This window comes from Vibrio sp. BS-M-Sm-2 (assembly GCF_041504345.1).
Taxonomy (GTDB): Bacteria; Pseudomonadota; Gammaproteobacteria; order Enterobacterales; family Vibrionaceae; genus Vibrio; species Vibrio satsumensis.
In genome coordinates this window covers 2091591-2112484 of sequence record NZ_CP167894.1, presented here as the reverse complement: position 1 = coordinate 2112484, position 20894 = coordinate 2091591, and the positions used below count along the sequence as shown (strand labels likewise).

The 20894-nt window shown below is 45.0% G+C and carries 17 protein-coding genes; 4 read left to right on the top strand and 13 right to left on the bottom strand.

From position 1 onward, the window contains the following. Positions 1–161: 161 nt before the first annotated feature. Positions 162–437, bottom strand: coding sequence for a nucleoid-associated protein HU-alpha (hupA, locus tag AB8613_RS09580; RefSeq protein WP_372383762.1), 276 nt, complete (start codon positions 435–437; stop codon positions 162–164). Positions 438–707: 270 nt separating this feature from the next. On the opposite strand from hupA, the gene AB8613_RS09575 reads away from it, so the two are divergent. Continuing rightward, entirely contained in the window at positions 708–1871 is a 1164-nt protein-coding gene (locus tag AB8613_RS09575; RefSeq protein WP_285953280.1) for a CNNM domain-containing protein, read from the top strand. Positions 1872–1951: 80 nt separating this feature from the next. Here the strand turns inward: AB8613_RS09575 and AB8613_RS09570 are convergent, their stop codons facing one another. Continuing rightward, on the bottom strand, positions 1952–2539 hold the full coding sequence (locus AB8613_RS09570; protein WP_017062699.1) for a YjaG family protein: 588 nt from the start codon (positions 2537–2539) through the stop codon (positions 1952–1954). 70 nt (positions 2540–2609) lie between these two features. Between AB8613_RS09570 and AB8613_RS09565 the strand changes: the two genes are divergently transcribed. Then, positions 2610–3536 (top strand): D-2-hydroxyacid dehydrogenase, encoded by a 927-nt coding sequence (locus AB8613_RS09565; protein WP_372383761.1) that lies wholly within the window; start codon positions 2610–2612, stop codon positions 3534–3536. After that, entirely contained in the window at positions 3536–4183 is a 648-nt protein-coding gene (locus AB8613_RS09560) for a uracil-DNA glycosylase family protein (protein WP_372383760.1), read from the top strand. The genes AB8613_RS09565 and AB8613_RS09560 overlap by 1 nt, the downstream gene beginning before the upstream one ends. A gap of 49 nt (positions 4184–4232) precedes the next feature. On the opposite strand, the gene hemE is transcribed toward AB8613_RS09560, so the two are convergent. Continuing rightward, positions 4233–5300 carry a uroporphyrinogen decarboxylase gene (gene hemE / locus AB8613_RS09555; RefSeq protein WP_372383759.1) on the bottom strand — a complete coding sequence of 356 codons (1068 nt, stop codon included), beginning with the start codon at positions 5298–5300 and terminating at the stop codon, positions 4233–4235. A gap of 299 nt (positions 5301–5599) precedes the next feature. After that, positions 5600–6409 (bottom strand): NAD(+) diphosphatase, encoded by an 810-nt coding sequence (gene nudC, locus AB8613_RS09550; protein ID WP_372383758.1) that lies wholly within the window; start codon positions 6407–6409, stop codon positions 5600–5602. A 165-nt stretch (positions 6410–6574) separates the two neighbouring features. Here nudC and AB8613_RS09545 point away from each other — a divergent pair, with 165 nt between their 5' ends. Then, positions 6575–7072, top strand: a complete 498-nt coding sequence (locus AB8613_RS09545) for an Rsd/AlgQ family anti-sigma factor (protein ID WP_048605474.1) — start codon at positions 6575–6577, stop codon at positions 7070–7072. Positions 7073–7416: 344 nt separating this feature from the next. Here AB8613_RS09545 and rpoC read toward each other — a convergent pair whose 3' ends face one another. The 9 genes from rpoC to tuf all read right to left on the bottom strand — a co-directional run bounded on the left by rpoC (position 7417) and on the right by tuf (position 20844). Continuing rightward, positions 7417–11619: a DNA-directed RNA polymerase subunit beta' gene (gene rpoC / locus AB8613_RS09540; protein WP_017060527.1), complete on the bottom strand. Its 4203-nt coding sequence runs from the start codon at positions 11617–11619 to the stop codon at positions 7417–7419. Positions 11620–11710: 91 nt separating this feature from the next. After that, the gene (rpoB, locus tag AB8613_RS09535; protein ID WP_017060526.1) at positions 11711–15739 is read right to left on the bottom strand and encodes a DNA-directed RNA polymerase subunit beta; all 4029 of its coding nucleotides are present in this window, start codon (positions 15737–15739) and stop codon (positions 11711–11713) included. A gap of 235 nt (positions 15740–15974) precedes the next feature. Continuing rightward, positions 15975–16343: a 50S ribosomal protein L7/L12 gene (gene rplL / locus AB8613_RS09530; protein ID WP_017631516.1), complete on the bottom strand. Its 369-nt coding sequence runs from the start codon at positions 16341–16343 to the stop codon at positions 15975–15977. Positions 16344–16400: 57 nt separating this feature from the next. After that, positions 16401–16895 carry a 50S ribosomal protein L10 gene (rplJ, locus tag AB8613_RS09525; protein WP_010435550.1) on the bottom strand — a complete coding sequence of 165 codons (495 nt, stop codon included), beginning with the start codon at positions 16893–16895 and terminating at the stop codon, positions 16401–16403. Positions 16896–17145: 250 nt separating this feature from the next. Further along, positions 17146–17850 (bottom strand): 50S ribosomal protein L1, encoded by a 705-nt coding sequence (rplA, locus tag AB8613_RS09520; RefSeq protein ID WP_048659214.1) that lies wholly within the window; start codon positions 17848–17850, stop codon positions 17146–17148. A gap of 4 nt (positions 17851–17854) precedes the next feature. Further along, entirely contained in the window at positions 17855–18283 is a 429-nt protein-coding gene (gene rplK / locus AB8613_RS09515; protein WP_010435555.1) for a 50S ribosomal protein L11, read from the bottom strand. A 213-nt stretch (positions 18284–18496) separates the two neighbouring features. Next, complete coding sequence (gene nusG, locus AB8613_RS09510; protein WP_010435556.1) at positions 18497–19045, bottom strand: transcription termination/antitermination protein NusG; 549 nt, start codon at positions 19043–19045, stop codon at positions 18497–18499. 13 nt (positions 19046–19058) lie between these two features. Then, the gene (secE, locus tag AB8613_RS09505; protein WP_010435558.1) at positions 19059–19436 is read right to left on the bottom strand and encodes a preprotein translocase subunit SecE; all 378 of its coding nucleotides are present in this window, start codon (positions 19434–19436) and stop codon (positions 19059–19061) included. 223 nt (positions 19437–19659) lie between these two features. Next, positions 19660–20844 carry an elongation factor Tu gene (gene tuf / locus AB8613_RS09500; RefSeq protein WP_010435158.1) on the bottom strand — a complete coding sequence of 395 codons (1185 nt, stop codon included), beginning with the start codon at positions 20842–20844 and terminating at the stop codon, positions 19660–19662. Positions 20845–20894: the final 50 nt, after the last annotated feature.

Below are 20894 nucleotides of genomic sequence, written 5' to 3'. Positions count from 1 at the left end.
ACGAAATACGCGTCAATTATGAAACGATTTTTTTATTAATGAATATGTTTAAAGGTGCAAATTAAATGAAACGAAATTTCGAAGAATTTTTACTTAGAATAAAAAAAGCCCTTGGTAAACAAGAGCTTTTGAAGTTATCCACAAATTATGAAACTATATAACTAAGACTTACATGCATCTTTCAGCGCTTTACCTGCAACAAATGCTGGAACATTTGCAGCAGCGATTTGGATCTCATCACCAGTTTTTGGGTTACGACCAGTGCGAGCTGCACGGTGGTTTACTTTAAAAGTACCAAAACCAATTAGCTGAACTTGATCGCCATCTTTAAGAGCATCTGTAACACCGCCAAGAGTCGCTTCTAGAGCAGCTTTAGCTTGTGCTTTAGAAAGGTCCGCTTTTTCAGCAATAAAGTCGATTAATTGAGTCTTGTTCATTTTAGGTTTCCCTTCTTTGTATTTTTGAATTCAATTCACTCTAAAACATAAATGCCCCATCTGGCAAAGGTTTGTCGTCGATCTTTAGCTCTAATGCCGTAGTTTTAGCCATAATATGAGTAATAACTCACAATTTGTTACTGATTTTATTAAGCAAGTCCTTGTTTAAAAGGGGCTGAGAGCAAAATTAATGATGACCTAGCCACTACTTTTTCACTATAATCCACGCTGAATCGCTGCTAAAGCGTACAATTTAATTTAAGGGCAAACATGCTGCTGCTAACTATTTACGTCTCCATTGCTATTGGAGTTTCTTTCATTTGTTCTGTTTTGGAAGCTGTACTTTTGAGTATTAGTCCGAGCTACATTGCTCAACTAAAACAAAATGGGCACCCTGCAGCAGAGTCTTTAGACAAACTGAAAACAGATATTGACCGCCCGCTTGCGTCAATTTTAACGCTCAACACCATCGCGCATACTATCGGTGCTGCGACAGCAGGTGCACAAGCGGCTGTCGTTTTTGGTAGCCAATGGTTAGGTGTCTTCTCTGCCGTGCTAACGCTGGGTATCTTGGTATTGTCTGAAATTGTTCCAAAGACCATTGGCGCAACCTACTGGCGTCAACTTGCTCCTGCTTCGGCAAGCGTGCTTCGTTGGATGGTGTTCTTCCTAACACCGTTTGTATGGTTCTCAGAACAGATCACCAAACGTCTTGCTCGTGGCCACCAAGCACCAAAAATGCGTGATGAGTTATCTGCAATGGCGATCTTGGCAAAAGAGAGTGGCGAGTTTGCAGAAGGCGAATCAAAAATCCTGAGCAACCTACTGGGTATTCAAGATGTACCCGTGACTCAGGTAATGACGCCGCGCCCAGTAGTATTCCGTGTTGATGCGGAAATGAGTGTGAACACGTTCCTAGAACAACATAAAGACACGCCATTCTCACGTCCGTTGGTTTACAGTGAGCAGAGTGACAACATCATCGGTTTTGTTCACCGCCTAGAGCTGTTTAGATTGCAGCAAGCCGGTTGTGGTGAAAAAGCTCTGGGTGAAGTAATGCGCCCTATCCACGTGTTGCTGAACAACATGGGCTTGGCTAAGGCCTTTGACCAGATGATGGCAAACCGCCTGCAACTGTCTTTAGTTGTGGACGAATACGGCACTATTCAGGGCATCATCACCCTAGAAGATATCTTTGAGCACCTTGTAGGTGAAGAGATCGTCGACGAAGCGGATAAAACCACCGACATGCAAGAACTGGCGTTTCAACGCTGGGAGAAGTGGAAAGAGACACACGGTGTTATCGAAAACCGCGATGAAGAGGACGAGCTAGAGGAAGAAACTCCAACAGACAACGATGCCTCAGACGCAAAATCAACGGACGACGACGCCTCAAAAGATAAAGCGCAGAACGAAGACAAAAAAGACGCTTAATCTAAATTTGAGACCGTCAGATACAACAAAGGCTCCCTAGGGAGCCTTTGTTTTTATTCATGCTTTGGTGCAATTGCGAATTATAGCGCAACACCAATGTTACTGACTGGGTCTTCACGCAGTTCGTGGCGTAGATCTTTGATCAGCTCTAAGTCACGCTCAGTCGTTTCACGTAGAGGTCGGAAAATGGCCCACTGAACGTCCCACTCTTCACATACCGCTTCGTTTTCTTTCTGGTTTTCGTTGGTCACTTCTTCAGCGCCTTGAGCAAACTCAAGCTCAGCAACCGTCTTCACCGATTGTTGACTCACTTTAATTACCGCTTCCAACATATGTTCACGGTCAAGCAGGCCATGAATTAGCGTTGCTAGGCCTTGGCATGCGTCCATTGCTGGGTAAACACCATAAAAATCAAAATCATCACCGCTAGGGAATAGCTCTTCAACCTTCTCAAGTTGACGCTCAAAGTTCACCTTTGCTGTTTTAACCGTCAAGATTTCCCAAATGCTATCCAAAACATCACGATAGATTCGAGCTTCCGCAAATTCTGTATTCTCACAAAACATGGCATAGTTAGGGTACATACGCTCACATAGACACGCCATAAAGGTAATTTGTTGCCAAGGTTCTAACTTTTCAAGACGAACCTGCAGTGGATTCTGAAGCATAGTCACTCAATAATTGCAGAAAAAGACAGCGAAAGTGTACTTGATAAACCCTGGGGGAAAAGGTAAGCCGATGAACAATTTTACGAATAAGCTCTATATTCTTACTGAGCATGACGATACCTATACGCAACTGATTCTAAAACAGGATTTACCCGACCTAGAAATCACTCGAAACCCCAAATCAGCACAGATTGTCTTGGCATCACCGCCTCTAATCGCAGAACGCCTCGGCGAGTTTAAAGAGCTAGACTGGGTACAGAGTACCTATGCTGGAATCAATAAACTCACGCAGCCAGATCTGCGTCAGGACTATACGCTAACCAACGTCAAAGGCATCTTTGGCCCGGCTATCGCAGAATACGTGTTGGGTTACACAATCAGTCACTGTAGACACTTCCCTCATTACCACCAGCATCAACAACAACGAAACTGGCAGCCACAGCTTTATACTAGCTTAACTGACAAAACTATGGTGATTTTAGGAACAGGGTCAATTGGCAGTCATTTGGCAAAAACCGCGGCGGCTTTTGGTATTCATACCATAGGTGTCAACCGTACGGGTATCCCATCCAAACAAGAAGCCTTTAAAGAGACTTTCCACATCAATGAGATAGAGGCTGCCCTTAAGCAGGCCGATATTGTGGTGAATACTTTGCCATCAACGCCTGAAACCTATCAATTACTCAATCAAACGACCTTAGGTTACTGCTCGAATGTGCTGCTGTTCAATGTCGGTAGAGGTGAATGCCTAGACAATAAGTCCTTGCTGCTCGCCATAAAAAACAGATGGGTAGAACACGCATTTTTAGATGTATTTGAAAGTGAGCCCCTCTCTCAGGAACACCCTTTCTGGAAACTACCGCAAGTGACGATTACGCCACACATTGCTGCACTCAGTGAGCCAAGACAGGTGGTAGAGATCTTCGCAGAGAATTACAAACAGTGGCGAGATGGTTTTACACTTAATCATGTCATCGATTTTGATAAAGGTTACTGATGTCCTCTTCGTTACTTAAAGAGATACGACAATGCCGAGCATGTGAGCCTCACCTCTCGCACGGCGCCAATCCAGTGATTCAAGCACACCCAAACGCACGCTTACTGATCATAGGTCAAGCACCGGGCATCAAGGTGCATGAGTCGTCGATCCCTTGGAATGATGCCAGTGGTGAGAGATTAAGAGAATGGTTAGGGATAGATAGCGATACTTTTTACGACGAGCAAAAGGTCGCGATTGTGCCTATGGGGTTTTGTTATCCAGGTAAAGGAAAGAGTGGCGATCTGCCACCACGCAAAGAGTGCGCGGAGCTTTGGCATAACAAAGTGCTGCAATCTCTACCCAATATTCAAATGACACTGCTGATTGGCCAGTACGCACAAAACCATTACCTAACAAACAAAACCACCAGCACACTGACCGAAACCGTGCGAGATTGGCAAAGGTGGGCGCCTGAGTTTTTGCCATTACCTCACCCTTCGCCACGCAATAATATCTGGCTAAAGAAGAACCCTTGGTTTGAAAGTGAAGTCATTCCCTATATCAGGAAACATATCTCAGAGCATTTGGCCTACCATGATCCAAATGCCGAATTAACTGCACACAACAAGATTAAACCGCGATCAAATACCAATTTCAGGCAATAAAAAAGCGCCGTTGGTTTCCCAACAGCGCTTTCAATCATCTTACTCAGAATTACTTGTGGTAAGGCTTAGATAATTCGTGAACAGCGTCAACGAATATACCTGCGTTCTCTGGCGGTACATCTAAGTGGATACCGTGGCCTAGGTTAAATACATGACCTGTAACACCGTCGCCGAAGCCTTCTAGGATGCTGCCCACTTCTTCGCGAATACGTTCAGGCTGAGCGTAAAGCATTGAAGGATCCATGTTGCCTTGCAGAGCAACTTTGTCGCCGATGCGAGCTTTTGCATCTGCGATGTTGATTGTCCAGTCTAGACCAACCGCATCACAACCTGTTGCTGCGATAGATTCTAGCCACATGCCACCGTTCTTAGTGAACAGAGTCACTGGTACACGACGACCTTCGTTTTCACGGATTAGGCCATCAACGATTTTGTGCATGTATTGCAGTGAGAATAGGTTGTAGTCACGAGGAGTCAGCACACCACCCCATGTATCAAATACCATTACCGATTGAGCACCCGCTTTAATTTGCGCGTTCAGGTATTCGATAACACTGTCAGCCAGCTTGTCTAGAAGCAGATGCAGCGTTTGTGGTTCTGCGTACATCATCTTTTTGATCTTAGTGAATGCTTTAGAGCTTCCACCTTCAACCATGTATGTCGCTAGAGTCCATGGGCTACCAGAGAAACCAATCAGAGGCACTTCGCCTTTCAGGTCTTTACGGATCTGACGAACGGCATTCATTACGTATTGAAGCTCACCTTCTGGATCAGGTAGGCCAATCTTCTCTACGTCAGCTTTACACGTGATAGGACGCTCAAACTTAGGACCTTCACCTGTTTCAAAGTACAAACCTAAGCCCATTGCATCAGGGATAGTTAGGATGTCTGAGAACAAGATTGCCGCATCAAGCGGGAAACGACGTAAAGGTTGAAGTGTTACTTCTGATGCCAGTTCAGCGTTTTTGCACAAAGACATGAAATCGCCTGCTTCAGCGCGCGTTGCTTTATACTCAGGAAGATAGCGGCCAGCTTGGCGCATCATCCATACCGGTGTGTAATCAACAGGCTGTTTTAAAAGTGCGCGTAAATAGCGATCGTTTTTTAATTCGGTCATTCCGTTAAATTCCAATTCAATCTTGTCTAGTTTTGATGGCAAGTATTCTAACACTGATTGAAGGGTAAAAGCTGTGTGCTTTGCAACCTAGATCAAGTTATTAACTTTTAAATCAATGCTTAATTTGCACCCAATTGCGGGGGCATGTTAAAAATTTGTTCGCTAGCGAAAATTACAATTATAACATCTGAGTAGTCACTACTCAGCATCTCATAACGACATCTTACTTACCCCCTCCACTTGTGGAGGGTTTTTTTTCGCTTTTGACCACTTATAGGCCAAATACTATCACAGGCAAATTAGTGCTCTAACACCTGCTCCATAACGGCATCTTTCATCGCGTCATCAACGGTTTTCTCAATCAACTGTCTCGCAATGGTTCCTACAGGGGCAACATCAGGTAGGCTTGTTACGTCAAACCATTGAGCATCCGATAACTCGCTGTAGTCTGGCTTAAGCGTACCACCAGCATAATCTGCAAGAAAGCCCATCATCATACTCGATGGAAACGCCCACGGCTGGCTGCCAAAGTAACGAATATTATCGACATCGATACCCGTTTCTTCTTTTACTTCTCTTGCCACACACTTCTCTAGGGTTTCTCCGACCTCTAGGAAGCCCGCTATCACGGTATACATACCTGTTTTATGTCTTGGGTGCTGTGCAAGCAATATCTTGTTGTCGTTTCGTACAGCGACAATGATGCATGGGAAGATACGAGGGTAATGAAGTGTACGGCAATCTCCACACTGCATCGCCACCTGGTTATGGTTGAGATGATTTCGACCACCACACTGAGGGCAAAAACGCATACTTTGAGTCATATGCCCATATTGGATGGCTTTGCTTGCAGTCAAGAAACTCGCTTCAGGCCAGTGCAGTAACTCTCTTAGGCTGACCATGCTCAGCTCATTCTCCACATCACAGTCGTTGAGCCAATACACCTTACGACCTTGATGCTGACCAATACAGATTGCATGCTCAACACTCAGCCCAAGCTCTTCAGCAGAGCCAAACGGAAACTGATCATTATTAACCCAAATATCACTACCAGAAACGACGCACCAATAAGCTTGCTCTGTCATTTTGTTATCACTTTTTTCTAACATCCCTATGCCTCATTGCTTGCAGTTCGTTCATTTTACTGGCAATCTAATTTCATACTAGAGTTGTAGCAGAGAATATTTCAAGCTATTACTTTTAGTAGCTACCAATAAAACGGACCCTGCTTAGGCAATTACTTGATCACAAGGTTGTGATCAGATCATGAGGACATGGTCATGCTAAATAAATTCAAACAAATACAAGAACAATGGGGTGGCTCTAATGAGGTCATCGATCATTGGCTCGAAACTCGACAGTCTCTAATCGTTGAGTATTGTAAGCTTGCCGCTCTACAGCCTTCATCGTCGAAAGCAACTGCAATCACCGAACTGCCTTCTCCAGAAGAGCTCCAAAAATTCAGCCAACATCTTGTTGATTACATCTCCGAAGGTCATTTCAAAATCTATGACATGGTGATGGACAAATGGCAGTCTACTGGCTTCAAAGCAACAGACGAAATCAACCAATCTTATGGTCATATCGTTCTTACCACAGATCCACTGCTCAACTTCACCGATAAATACGCTGCCATTGAAGCGACCGATACATTAGAAAGCTTTGATAGTGAGCTGTCACTCGTTGGTGAGATTCTTGAGGCGAGGTTTGCGGTTGAAGACCAGCTGATACAACAAATTGCCGACAGTCTAGCGGTTCCACCAGGGGCGTAATGGCTTAACACCTTCTAAGCTTGCCTCAGTGCAAGCTTTTTGTTTTGTCTGTAGCGTTACCTAAAACATCCAACTCTTCTACCAGAGCCTATTGATTCGTCCCTACTCTGATGTTTTGCGACAACCAGACGTAACACTTGTCACCAGTTTCATCCTCATGATCTCCCTGCAAACACCCCAAAATGCCTTCGAGAAAGTACTCGCGACTAAGTCCACCAGCTAAGAAAGCAATCAAACCTATCTGATTCTGAACGATAGGCCTCTCGTTAAACACCTATGCGCCAGATACAAAAAAGGCACCCGAAGGTGCCTTTTTCTTATCTCTTAGAGACTACTCGTAGAGCTTACTCTTCTGAAGAGAAACCAGCGTTTAGAAGTGCTGCTAGATTGTCAGTAGCTTGTTCAGCTGAAGGACCTTCTTGCTCTTCTTCACGTTGCTTTTGACGCTCTTGGTGGTATGCGAAACCAGTACCAGCTGGGATCAGACGACCAACAATTACGTTCTCTTTCAGACCGCGAAGGTCATCACGCTTACCAGAAACCGCAGCTTCTGTTAGTACGCGAGTCGTTTCTTGGAACGATGCAGCTGAGATGAATGACTCAGTTGCAAGAGATGCTTTAGTAATACCTAGTAGGTCACGTTCGAAACGTACTAGTTCTTTACCTTCAGCTTCTAGCTTACGGTTAGCAATCTTAACATTGTGGTACTCAACTTGTTCGCCAGGTAGGAACGGAGAGTCACCAGAATGAGTGATTGTACACTTACGTAGCATTTGACGAACGATAGTCTCGATGTGCTTATCGTTAATCTTTACGCCTTGTAAGCGGTAAACTTCTTGAACTTCGTTCGCGATGTACTGAGTTACTGCGTGGATACCACGTAGACGCAGAATATCGTGTGGAGTTTCAGGACCGTCGGCGATTACATCACCACGTTCAATCTTCTCACCTTCGAACACGTTCAATTGACGATGCTTAGGAATCATCTCTTCGTAAGCGTCACCGCCTTCACGAGTGATTACTAGACGACGCTTACCTTTCGTTTCTTTACCGAAAGACACAGTACCTGTGTGCTCAGCAAGGATCGCAGGCTCTTTAGGCTTACGAGCTTCGAATAGGTCAGCTACGCGTGGTAGACCACCGGTGATATCTTTGTTTCCGCTCGATTTTTGAGGGATACGAGATAGTGTGTCACCGATGCCAACTTCAGCGCCATCTTCGATGTTTACAATCGCTTTGCCAGGTAGGAAGTAGTGAGCTGGCATATCAGTACCAGGGATCATTACGTCGTTACCTTGCTCATCAACAAGTTTGATAGCTGGACGCATATCTTTACCTGCTGCTGGGCGAGCTGCTGCGTCTGTAACTTCACTTGAAGAAAGACCAGTTAGATCGTCAGTTTGACGAGAAACTGTAATACCATCGATCATATCTACGAATTGGATACGACCTGCCACTTCAGTGATGATTGGCATGGTATGCGCTTCCCAGTTAGCTACAACTTCACCAGCAGTAACTGCTGCGTTGTCGCCTTTGGTTAGCATCGAACCGTAAGGAAGTTTGTGCTTCTCTTTAGTACGGCCGAATTCATCAATAATCGTCATCTCAGATGCACGAGAAGTGATAACCAGTTTCTTATCTTTGTTAACTACGAACTTAGCATTGTGAAGTTTCACAGTACCAGTTGTCTTAGCTTGGATGCTGTTCTCTGCTGCTGCAGTAGATGCCGCACCACCGATGTGGAACGTACGCATCGTTAGCTGTGTACCCGGTTCACCGATAGATTGTGCAGCAATAACACCAACTGCTTCACCTTGGTTCACTAGGTGACCACGTGCTAGGTCACGACCGTAACACTGTGCACAACAACCGAAGTCTGCATCACAGGTAACTACAGAGCGCACTTTCATGCTATCTACTGAGTTATCTTCCATGATTTGACACCACTTCTCATCAATCAGAGTATTACGTGGAATCAGTACATCTTCAGTACCAGGCTTAAGAACGTCTTCAGCTACTACACGACCAAGAGCAAGCTCAGAAAGTGCAACTTTAACGTCACCACCTTCGATGTGAGGCATCATGTCGATACCTTCATGCGTGCCACAGTCATGTTCGTGTACTACAACGTCTTGAGCAACGTCTACTAGACGACGAGTTAGGTAACCCGAGTTTGCTGTTTTCAGTGCTGTATCCGCAAGACCCTTACGAGCACCGTGCGTTGAGATAAAGTACTGAAGGACGTTTAGACCTTCTTTAAAGTTCGCTGTGATCGGCGTTTCGATGATTGAACCATCTGGACGCGCCATCAGACCACGCATACCTGCTAGCTGACGAATCTGAGCTGCAGAGCCACGTGCGCCCGAGTCGGCCATCATGTAGATGCTGTTGAACGATTCTTGCTGTTCTTCTTCGCCGTCACGGTTGATAACTGTTTCAGAAGATAGGTTATCCATCATTGCTTTCGCAACGCGGTCATTCGTAGATGCCCAGATATCGATAACTTTGTTGTAACGCTCACCCGCAGTAACAAGACCAGATTGGAATTGCTCTTGGATTTCGCGAACTTCTTCTTCAGCAGATTCAATTTCATCGTATTTCGCTTGAGGTACAACCATATCGTCGATACCTACAGAAACACCAGAAAGTGCAGCGTATGCAAAACCTGCGTACATGATTTGGTCAGCAAATACTACTGTATCTTTTAGACCAAGCTTACGGTAACACTCGTTAAGAAGAGTAGAGATCTGCTTCTTACCTAACTTTTGGTTAACGATGCTGTACGGTAGGCCAGCTGGAACGATTTGCCATAGCATTGCACGGCCGACAGTTGTATCAACCATCTTCGTTTCAGTAGTGCTGTTACCATCTTCGTCTACTACAGTCTCGGTGATACGTACTTTAACGCGAGCGTGTAGCTCAGCAGTCTTAGTACGGTATGCCTTTTCAGCCTCAGCAGGGCCAGCAAGGTACATACCTTCGCCTTTCACGTTGATCTTGTCACGTGTCATGTAGTAAAGACCCAATACAACGTCCTGAGAAGGTACGATGATCGGATCACCTGACGCTGGCGACAGAATGTTATTCGTCGACATCATCAGTGTACGTGCTTCAAGCTGTGCTTCTAGAGTTAGAGGCACGTGTACCGCCATTTGGTCACCATCGAAGTCGGCATTGTATGCCGCACACACTAGTGGGTGAAGCTGAATCGCTTTACCTTCGATTAGTACTGGTTCAAACGCTTGGATACCTAGACGGTGAAGTGTAGGTGCACGGTTAAGTAGTACTGGGTGTTCGCGGATGACTTCGTCTAGGATATCCCAAACGATAGCTTCTTCGCGCTCTACCATCTTCTTAGCAGCTTTGATTGTCGTAGCCATGCCACGAGTTTCTAGCTTGCTGTAGATGAACGGCTTAAATAGCTCAAGTGCCATCTTCTTAGGAAGACCACACTGATGTAGACGAAGGTATGGACCTACTGTGATTACAGAACGGCCAGAGTAGTCTACACGTTTACCTAGAAGGTTCTGACGGAAACGACCTTGTTTACCCTTGATCATATCAGCAAGAGATTTCAGAGGACGCTTGTTAGAACCAGTGATAGCACGACCACGACGACCGTTATCTAGAAGTGCATCAACAGACTCTTGCAGCATACGCTTTTCGTTACGTACGATGATGTCCGGAGCAGCTAGCTCTAGAAGACGCTTCAAACGGTTGTTACGGTTGATCACACGACGGTAAAGGTCGTTCAGATCTGAAGTCGCAAAACGACCGCCATCTAGTGGTACTAGAGGACGTAGATCTGGCGGCAGAACCGGAAGTACAGTCAGAATCATCCATTGCGGATCGTTACCCGATGCAATGAACGCTTCAACTAGCTTCAGGCGCTTAGTAACTTTTTTACGCTTAGTTTCTGAGTTAGTTGTTTCTAACTCTTCGCGCATTTCTTCCACTTCTTGATGAAGGTCCATTGTTGCAAGCAGATCTTTGATCGCTTCAGCACCCATCTTAGCAGTGAATTCGTCACCCCACTCTTCTAGACGATCCAGATACTCTTCTTCAGTAAGCATCTGAGATTTTTCTAGATCAGTCATACCTGGTTCAGTTACTACGTACATCTCGAAGTAAAGAACACGTTCGATATCACGTAGAGGGATATCCATTAGTAGACCGATACGAGACGGTAGTGATTTTAGGAACCAGATGTGAGCAACTGGTGAAGCTAGCTCGATGTGGCCCATACGGTCACGACGAACTTTAGTTTGTGTAACTTCAACGCCACACTTCTCACAGATAACACCACGGTGCTTCAGGCGCTTGTATTTGCCACAAAGACATTCGTAGTCTTTAACTGGGCCAAAAATACGTGCACAGAACAGACCATCACGTTCAGGTTTGAACGTACGATAGTTAATTGTTTCCGGCTTTTTAACTTCACCAAAAGACCATGAACGGATCATGTCTGGTGAAGATAGACCGATTTTGATTGCATCAAATTCTTCGGTCTTATGCTGTGCTTTTAGAAAGTTTAATAAGTCTTTCACATTCAGCTCCTGTAAGGAGTTAAAGGAGCTCACTGCTGTAGCAAGCTCCCTTTTACCAAATAATCCTATCTTCTTTTAAAAAGAGGAGGGATTACTCTTCGTCTTCTAGCTCGATGTTGATACCTAGCGAGCGAATCTCTTTCAACAGTACGTTGAACGACTCAGGCATACCAGGTTCCATGCTATGGTTACCGTCTACGATGTTCTTATACATCTTAGTACGGCCGTTAACGTCATCTGACTTAACTGTTAGCATTTCTTGTAGAGTATATGCAGCACCGTATGCTTCTAGTGCCCATACTTCCATCTCACCGAAACGCTGACCACCGAACTGAGCTTTACCACCAAGTGGTTGCTGAGTTACTAGGCTGTAAGAACCAGTTGAACGAGCATGCATCTTGTCATCAACCAAGTGGTTCAGTTTCAGCATGTACATGTAACCAACAGTTACAGGACGCTCAAACGAATCACCAGTACGACCATCAAACAGTTTAAGCTGACCAGATTCTGGCAGATCACCCAGTTTAAGTAGTTCTTTGATTAGAGACTCAGAAGCACCGTCGAACACAGGAGTAGCAATCGGTAGACCGCCACGTAGGTTCTTGATCAGTGTACGAACTTGATCATCAGACAGTTCAGCAATATCAACTTTCTGACGAGTATCACCAAGATCGTAAACCTTCTGTAGGAACTCACGGAACTTATGCAGTTCTTGTTGCTCCTTAACCATTTGGTTGATCTTGTCACCGATACCTTTCGCAGCCAAACCTAAGTGAACTTCTAGGATCTGACCGATGTTCATACGCGATGGTACACCCAGCGGGTTAAGTACGATGTCTACAGGCTGACCTTTCTCATCGTATGGCATGTCTTCAACAGGGTTAATCTTAGAGATTACACCTTTGTTACCGTGACGACCGGCCATCTTATCACCAGGCTGGATACGACGTTTAACCGCTAGGTAAACTTTAACAATCTTAAGAACGCCAGGCGCTAGATCATCACCTTGAGTGATTTTACGACGCTTAGTTTCAAACTTCTTATCGAAGTCTGCTTTTAGCTCATCCCACTGCTCAGCAAGTTGCTCAAGCTGTGTTTGTAGCGCATCGTCTTCTAGAACTTGCTCTAGCCATTGCTTACGACCGATAGTATCAAGCTTAGCTTCAGAGTAACCACCAGACAGAAGTACAGCTTTAACACGGTTAAGAAGGCCACCCTCAAGAATTTGGAACTCTTCAGTTAGGTCTTTCTTAGCTTCTTTAAGCTGCATCTGTTCGATTTCAAGTGCACGCTTGTCTTTCTCTACGCCATCGCGAGTGAAGACTTGTACATCGATGATAGTACCCGAAACAGAGTTTGGTACACGTAGAGAAGTATCTTTAACATCAGATGCTTTCTCACCGAAGATAGCACGTAGTAGCTTCTCTTCAGGAGTCAGTTGAGTTTCACCTTTAGGGGTTACTTTACCAACTAGGATGTCGCCACCCTTAACTTCAGCACCAATGTAAACGATACCTGACTCGTCTAGTTTAGACAGAGCAGACTCACCTACGTTTGGAATATCAGCTGTGATCTCTTCAGAACCCAGCTTAGTATCACGAGCCACACAAGATAGTTCTTGGATGTGGATTGTCGTGAAACGGTCTTCTTGAACTACGCGCTCAGATACTAAGATCGAGTCTTCGAAGTTGTAACCGTTCCAAGGCATGAATGCGATACGCATGTTTTGGCCAAGAGCTAGTTCACCAAGGTCTGTTGAAGGACCATCAGCAAGAACATCGCCGCGTGCAACTGGTTCACCAGGAAGTACAGTTGGACGTTGGTTAATACATGTGTTTTGGTTCGAACGCGTGTACTTAGTTAGGTTGTAGATATCGATACCAGCTTCGCCAGGTACCAATTCATCTTCATTAACCTTAACTACGATACGAGAAGCGTCTACAGACTGAACTTGACCACCACGTTTAGCAACCGCTGTAACACCAGAGTCAACTGCGATGTTACGTTCGATACCTGTACCTACTAGAGGCTTATCAGCCTTAAGTGTTGGTACAGCTTGACGTTGCATGTTGGCACCCATCAATGCACGGTTCGCATCATCGTGTTCTAGGAACGGGATAAGCGAAGCAGCGATAGATACTACTTGGTTTGTCGCAACGTCCATGTAGTCAACGTGATCGCGTGGGTGAAGACCAGATTCACCTTTTTGACGAGCTGTGATTAGCTCATCTGCAAACGTACCTTCTTCAGTAAGAATGGTGTTTGCTTGCGCGATTACGAATTGACCTTCCTGGATTGCAGACAGGTAATCAACTTCTTCTGTTACTACACCATCAACTACACGACGGTACGGAGTTTCTAGGAAACCGTAATCGTTACAACGTGCAAACGCAGATAGCGAGTTAATTAGACCGATGTTTGGACCTTCAGGCGTTTCGATCGGACATAGACGACCGTAGTGAGTTACGTGAACGTCACGTACTTCGAAGCCTGCGCGCTCACGAGTAAGACCACCAGGACCTAAAGCAGAGATACGACGTTTGTGCGTAACTTCTGACAATGGGTTGTTTTGGTCCATGAACTGTGAAAGCTGTGAAGAGCCAAAGAATTCTTTAACTGCAGCAGAGATCGGCTTAGCGTTGATAAGATCTTGAGGCATGATTGCATCAAGGTCACCAAGGCTTAGGCGCTCTTTAACGGCACGTTCTACACGAACTAGACCAACACGGAATTGGTTTTCTGCCATTTCACCTACAGAACGGATACGACGGTTGCCAAGGTGGTCGATATCGTCCACTTCACCAATACCGTTACGGATACCAATCAGTTTCTTCATCACTTCGATGATGTCTGATTCATCCAGAGTACCGCGCTCTTCTTCTTCTTCACGCTCGATAGAGCTGTTGAACTTCATACGGCCTACAGTTGATAGGTCGTAACGTTCTTCAGAGAAGAATAGGCTTTCGAATAGAGACTCTGCAGCTTCTTTCGTTGGTGGCTCGCCAGGACGCATCATGCGGTAGATTTCTACCAATGCAGAGATGCGATCTACTGTGCTATCTGCACGTAGAGTGTCTGACATGAATGGACCGTGATCTAGGTCATTCGTGAACAGAGTTTGTAGAGCCTTGTGACCTGCTTGAGACAGGTTAGCAAGTGCTTCTAGGCTAATCTCTTGGTTCGCGCCAACGATGATCTCGCCAGTTGCTTCATTGATGTAATCTTTAGATGCAACTTTACCAACGATGTACTCTACTGGTACTTCGATGTGCTCAACGCCATCTTTTTCAAGTTGACGGATATGACGAGCAGTAACACGACGACCAGTCTCAACGTAAGTTTTGCCGTTTGCTTCGATGTCGAATGACGCAGTTTCACCACGTAGACGATCAGGAACCAACTCCATAAGAAGAGTTTGGTCTTTCACTTCGAAGTTCACTTTGTCGAAGAACAGATCTAGGATCTCTTCAGTCGATTTACCAAGTGCACGAAGAATGATCGATGCTGGTAGCTTACGACGACGGTCGATACGTACGAATAAGTTATCCTTAGGATCGAACTCAAAGTCTAACCATGAGCCACGGTAAGGAATTACACGTGCGTTATAAAGAACTTTACCTGATGAGTGGGTCTTACCCTTATCACTGTCGAAGAACACGCCTGGGCTTCGGTGCAGCTGGGATACGATAACCCTCTCGGTACCATTAATTACGAAAGTACCATTGTCTGTCATAAGCGGAATTTCGCCCATGTAGACTTCTTGTTCTTTAATGTCTTTTACAGTACCTGCTGGTGCATCTCGATCAAAGATAACTAGACGTAGTTTTACGCGTAGTGGCTTTGAGTAAGTAACACCGCGGATTTGACATTCTTTAACGTCAAAAACTGGCTCACCAAGACGGTAGCTAACGTATTGCAGCTCAGAATTGCCGTTGTAGCTCTGAATTGGGAATACAGAACGGAAAGCAGCTTCAAGACCGTATTGACCTTCTGGATCCTGTTCGATGAATTTGTCGAAAGAATCAAGCTGGATCGATAACAGGTATGGAATGTCCAAAACTTGTGGACGAGTACCAAAATCCTTACGGATGCGCTTTTTCTCGGTATAAGAGTAAACCATGGGGTTCCTCAGCTCGCTGATAAGTGACCCAAACCACCCAAAACACTCTTCAAGAGGGGGCGGTGACAAACAGCTGTTTACTGTAGTGAACAATCATTTCGAAAAAATGACTGTTTTTTTGCTCGGATTATGACGGTTAAACAGCGGAAAATTCGTCATAGCCCTACAGCGCAAAAAGGCCGGTGGTTAATAAACCACCAGCCATTAGCCTTGCGGCTAAGAAATTAAGTAATAATTACTTGATTTCAACAGAAGCGCCAGCTTCTTCTAGCTGTGCTTTAAGAGCTTCAGCTTCAGCTTTGTCAACGCCTTCTTTAAGCGCTGCAGGAGCTGAGTCTACAAGACCTTTAGCTTCTTTAAGACCTAGGCCAGTTGCGCCACGTACAGCTTTGATAACTTGTACTTTGTTAGCGCCAGCAGCAGTTAGGATAACGTCGAATTCAGTTTGCTCAGCAGCAGCGTCGCCGCCAGCTGCGCCGCCAGCTACAACAGCAGCAGCTGCAGTAACGCCGAATTTCTCTTCCATAGCTTCGATAAGCTCAACAACTTGCATTACAGACATTTCTGCAACTGCGTCTAGGATTTGCTCGTTAGTAATAGACATAACAATTCTCTTTTAAGTCAACAATAAGTTTAAATAGCAACCAGTGAAAAGCAAGGCTTATGCCGCAGCTTCTTCTTTTTGGTCGCGAACAGCAGCGATAGTACGAACCAGCTTGCCAGCAGAAGCTTCTTTCATGCACATCATTAGGCGTGCGATAGCTTCGTCGTAAGTTGGTAGTGTCGCTAGTACTTCAGCATCAGTAACTGCGCCTTCAAATGCAGCAGCTTTGATCTCGAAATCTTTATTCTCTTTAGCGAAGTCTTTGAAAAGACGCGCTGCAGCACCTGGGTGCTCATTAGAGAATGCGATCAGAGTTGGACCAGTGAAAGTGTCTACTAGACACTCGTAGTCTGTACCCTGAACCGCACGGCGTGCTAGTGTGTTACGAACAACTTTCATGTAAACACCCGCTTCGCGAGCTTGTTTACGTAGAGAAGTCATTGCGCCAACTTCAACGCCACGAGAATCAGCTACAACTGCAGAAAGTGCACCACTGGCAGCTTCGTTGACTTCAGCAACAATTGCTTTTTTGTCTTGAAGATTTAAAGCCATTTGGATTAACCTCTGGTTGTGATTACAGCACTCAATACAAAATGTAATGAGCGTTTACGATGTTATTTAAAAATGAATAAATTCACTTCAAACCACAACATCGCCTACGTAGGTTTTATTAAGCTATCAATAATCTAATGAAAATCGACAGCGCCTACGGTCTTGGGATAGATGATTTCAAATTGCTTTAAAACCACCCAACCACAAATATTAGGCGCAGAAGTATACACTAAATCTGCGCCTAAGCAAATTAGTTTGCTTGAGTGTCAAGACTAGCTTGATCAACAGCAACACCAGCACCCATAGTAGTAGAGATGCTTACTTTCTTCAGGTAAGTACCCTTAGCTGAAGAAGGCTTAGCTTTCTTAAGAGCAACTAGAAGAGCTTCTAGGTTCTCTTGAAGCTGGTTAGCTTCGAAAGATGCTTTACCGATAGTAGTGTGGATGATGCCGTTCTTGTCGTTACGGTAACGAACCTGACCAGCTTTAGCGTTCTTAACCGCTTCAGCAACGTTAGGAGTTACAGTACCAACTTTAGGGTTTGGCATAAGGCCGCGTGGACCTAGGATTGTACCTAGTTGACCAACAACACGCATTGCATCTGGAGAAGCAACAACAACGTCGAAGTTCATTTCGCCTTTTTTCACTTGCTCAGCAAGATCTTCCATACCAACGATATCTGCGCCAGCTGCTTTAGCTGCTTCTGCGTTTGCACCTTGAGTGAACACAGCAACGCGGATGTCACGGCCAGTACCGTGAGGTAGCACAGTTGCGCCACGAACGTTTTGGTCAGATTTACGAGCATCGATGCCTAGGTTAACAGCAACATCTACAGACTCAACGAATTTAGCAGTTGCTAGTTCTTTAAGAAGAGCAACAGCTTCGTTGATTTCGTATTCTTTAGTCGCGTCAACTTTGTCGCGGATTACGCGCATACGCTTAGTAAGTTTAGCCATGATCTTATCCCTCTACCACTAGGCCCATTGAACGAGCAGTACCAGCAATAGAACGCTTCATTGCTTCGATGTCAGCACCAGTCATATCAGCAGCTTTAGTTTCTGCGATTTCCTGAACTTGAGCGTCAGTTACAGTACCAACTTTCTCAGTGTTTGGACGACCTGAACCAGACTTAACGCCAGCAGCTTTCTTAAGAAGAACAGCAGCAGGTGGAGTCTTAGTTACGAACGTGAAAGAACGGTCGTTGTAAACAGTAATAACTACTGGAGTAGGTAGACCTTTCTCAACAGATTCTGTTTTTGCGTTGAACGCTTTACAGAATTCCATGATGTTCACGCCGTGTTGACCTAGAGCAGGACCAACCGGTGGACTTGGGTTTGCCATACCAGCTGCAACTTGCAGTTTGATATAAGCTTCAACTTTCTTAGCCATGATATTTCCTAATATTTTGGGTACATACGCTAGCCGCAAGGCGAGCTCCCCATAAATTCAATTAACTCTTTTTCGCTTCAACAGAAGCAAAAAGGCGCGAAATTATAATCATAATTCGCGCCTTTAACAACCCTAAAAAGGTGATTTTTTATACTCTTTTATTTTGAACAACTTATGAAGTATTTATCCACAGCTTGCTCAAAGGTCAGAGTTTTAGTCCAGTTTTTCAACCTGACCAAATTCAAGCTCAACCGGTGTTGCACGACCAAAGATCGATACAGATACCTTAATGCGGCTTTTCTCGTAATCTACTTCTTCAACAGTACCGTTAAAGTCAGCAAATGGACCATCGTTCACACGAACCACTTCACCCGCTTCGAACATTGTCTTAGGACGTGGAGACTCGCTCGCTTTCTCTAGACGGTTCAAGATAGCATCAGCTTCTTTATCAGTGATTGGTGCAGGACGATCAGAGGTACCACCAATGAAGCCCATAACACGCGGAATGCTGCGTACTAAGTGCCATGATTCATCATTCATGATCATTTGAACTAATACGTAGCCAGGGAAGAATTTACGTTCACTTTTACGACGTTGCCCAGCACGCATTTCCACTACTTCTTCAGTAGGTACTAGCACATCGCCAAATAGTTCTTCCATGTTGTGCATTTTAATATGCTCGCGTAGCGACTGTGCAACACGACCTTCAAAGCCAGAAAAGGCTTGAACTACATACCAACGTTTTTTTGGAGCTTCACTCATGAATCAGAACCCTCTACACTCCAGTTGCTAGAGAAACTAGACGGACCATGATGCCGTCAATTCCCCAAAGCACTAGAGACATAACAATACATACAGCTAAAACGATCAATGTAGTTTGCATAGTTTCTTGGCGAGTAGGCCAAACAACTTTACGAATCTCCATACGAGATTCTTTTGCAAAATCGATCGCAGCTTTACCTTTAGTTGTTGTTGCTGCAACGCCTAGTGCGGCAGCAATCAGCACAACTACACCTGCAGCGCGAATTACAACAGACAATTCACCATACAGGTAATTACCCACAACAGCAGCAGCCAACAGAACAAAAGCGACAATCCACTTCATTGTATCTGCTGCACCTGAGCTATCAGGAGTTTCAGCGTTTGCTTTCATAAAACCAACCTGTGATAAGTCTTAAATATAGACGACAATAACCCCGCTGTTGCAGGGCACATTCCTTTGCGTTGCAAAACAACACATCTAACAGTCATTTTAGTCAAAAAGACCGTTTAATTCTTTGCTAAGAGCGAAAATCGATGTCAAAACATCCAACTCTTTTTTTAGCGCAGAAAAAGGGCATCAAATGATGCCCTTTTTACTAGTGGTTCGTCAAATCTTATGCAAAGATTTTAGCTACAACACCAGCACCAACTGTACGGCCACCTTCGCGGATTGCGAAACGTAGACCTTCGTCCATTGCGATTGGAGCGATTAGCTCAACAGTCATTTGAACGTTGTCACCTGGCATTACCATTTCTACGCCTTCTGGTAGAGTGATGTCGCCTGTTACGTCAGTTGTACGGAAGTAGAACTGTGGACGGTAACCTTTGAAGAAAGGAGTGTGACGGCCGCCTTCGTCTTTAGAAAGTACGTATACTTCAGACTCAAACTTAGTATGTGGGTTGATAGAACCTTTCGCAGAAAGTACTTGACCACGTTCAACGTCATCACGCTTAGTACCACGTAGAAGTGCACCAACGTTCTCACCTGCACGACCTTCGTCAAGCAGTTTACGGAACATTTCAACACCAGTACAAGTAGTAAGAGTAGTCTCTTTGATACCAACGATTTCTACTTCGTCACCTACACGTAGGATACCGCGCTCGATACGACCAGTTACAACAGTACCACGACCTTGGATTGAGAATACATCTTCAATTGGTAGTAGGAACGGTTGGTCAACTGCACGCTCTGGCTCAGGGATGTAAGAATCTAGTGCTTCTGCAAGCTCAACGATCTTGTCTTCCCACTGCTTCTCGCCGTTTAGTGCGCCAAGTGCAGAACCTTGGATAACTGGTAGGTCATCACCTGGGAAGTCGTATTCAGAAAGAAGTTCACGAACTTCCATCTCAACTAGCTCAAGTAGCTCTTCGTCATCAACCATGTCACATTTGTTCATGAATACGATGATGTAAGGGATACCAACTTGACGACCAAGTAGGATGTGCTCACGAGTTTGAGGCATAGGGCCGTCAGTCGCAGCAACAACTAGGATACCGCCGTCCATTTGTGCAGCACCAGTGATCATGTTTTTAACATAATCCGCGTGTCCTGGACAGTCTACGTGTGCGTAGTGACGTGCTGGAGTATCGTACTCAACGTGAGAAGTTGCGATTGTGATACCGCGCTCGCGCTCTTCTGGAGCGTTATCGATAGATGCGAAATCTTTAGCAACACCGCCGTATACTTTTGCAAGAGTAGTACAGATAGCAGCAGTTAGAGTTGTTTTACCGTGGTCAACGTGGCCGATAGTACCAACGTTTACGTGCGGTTTCGTACGTTCAAATTTTTCTTTAGACATGGGGTGTCCCTCTAGGTACGGATTAGGTGGCTTAAAATAAGACCACGCAA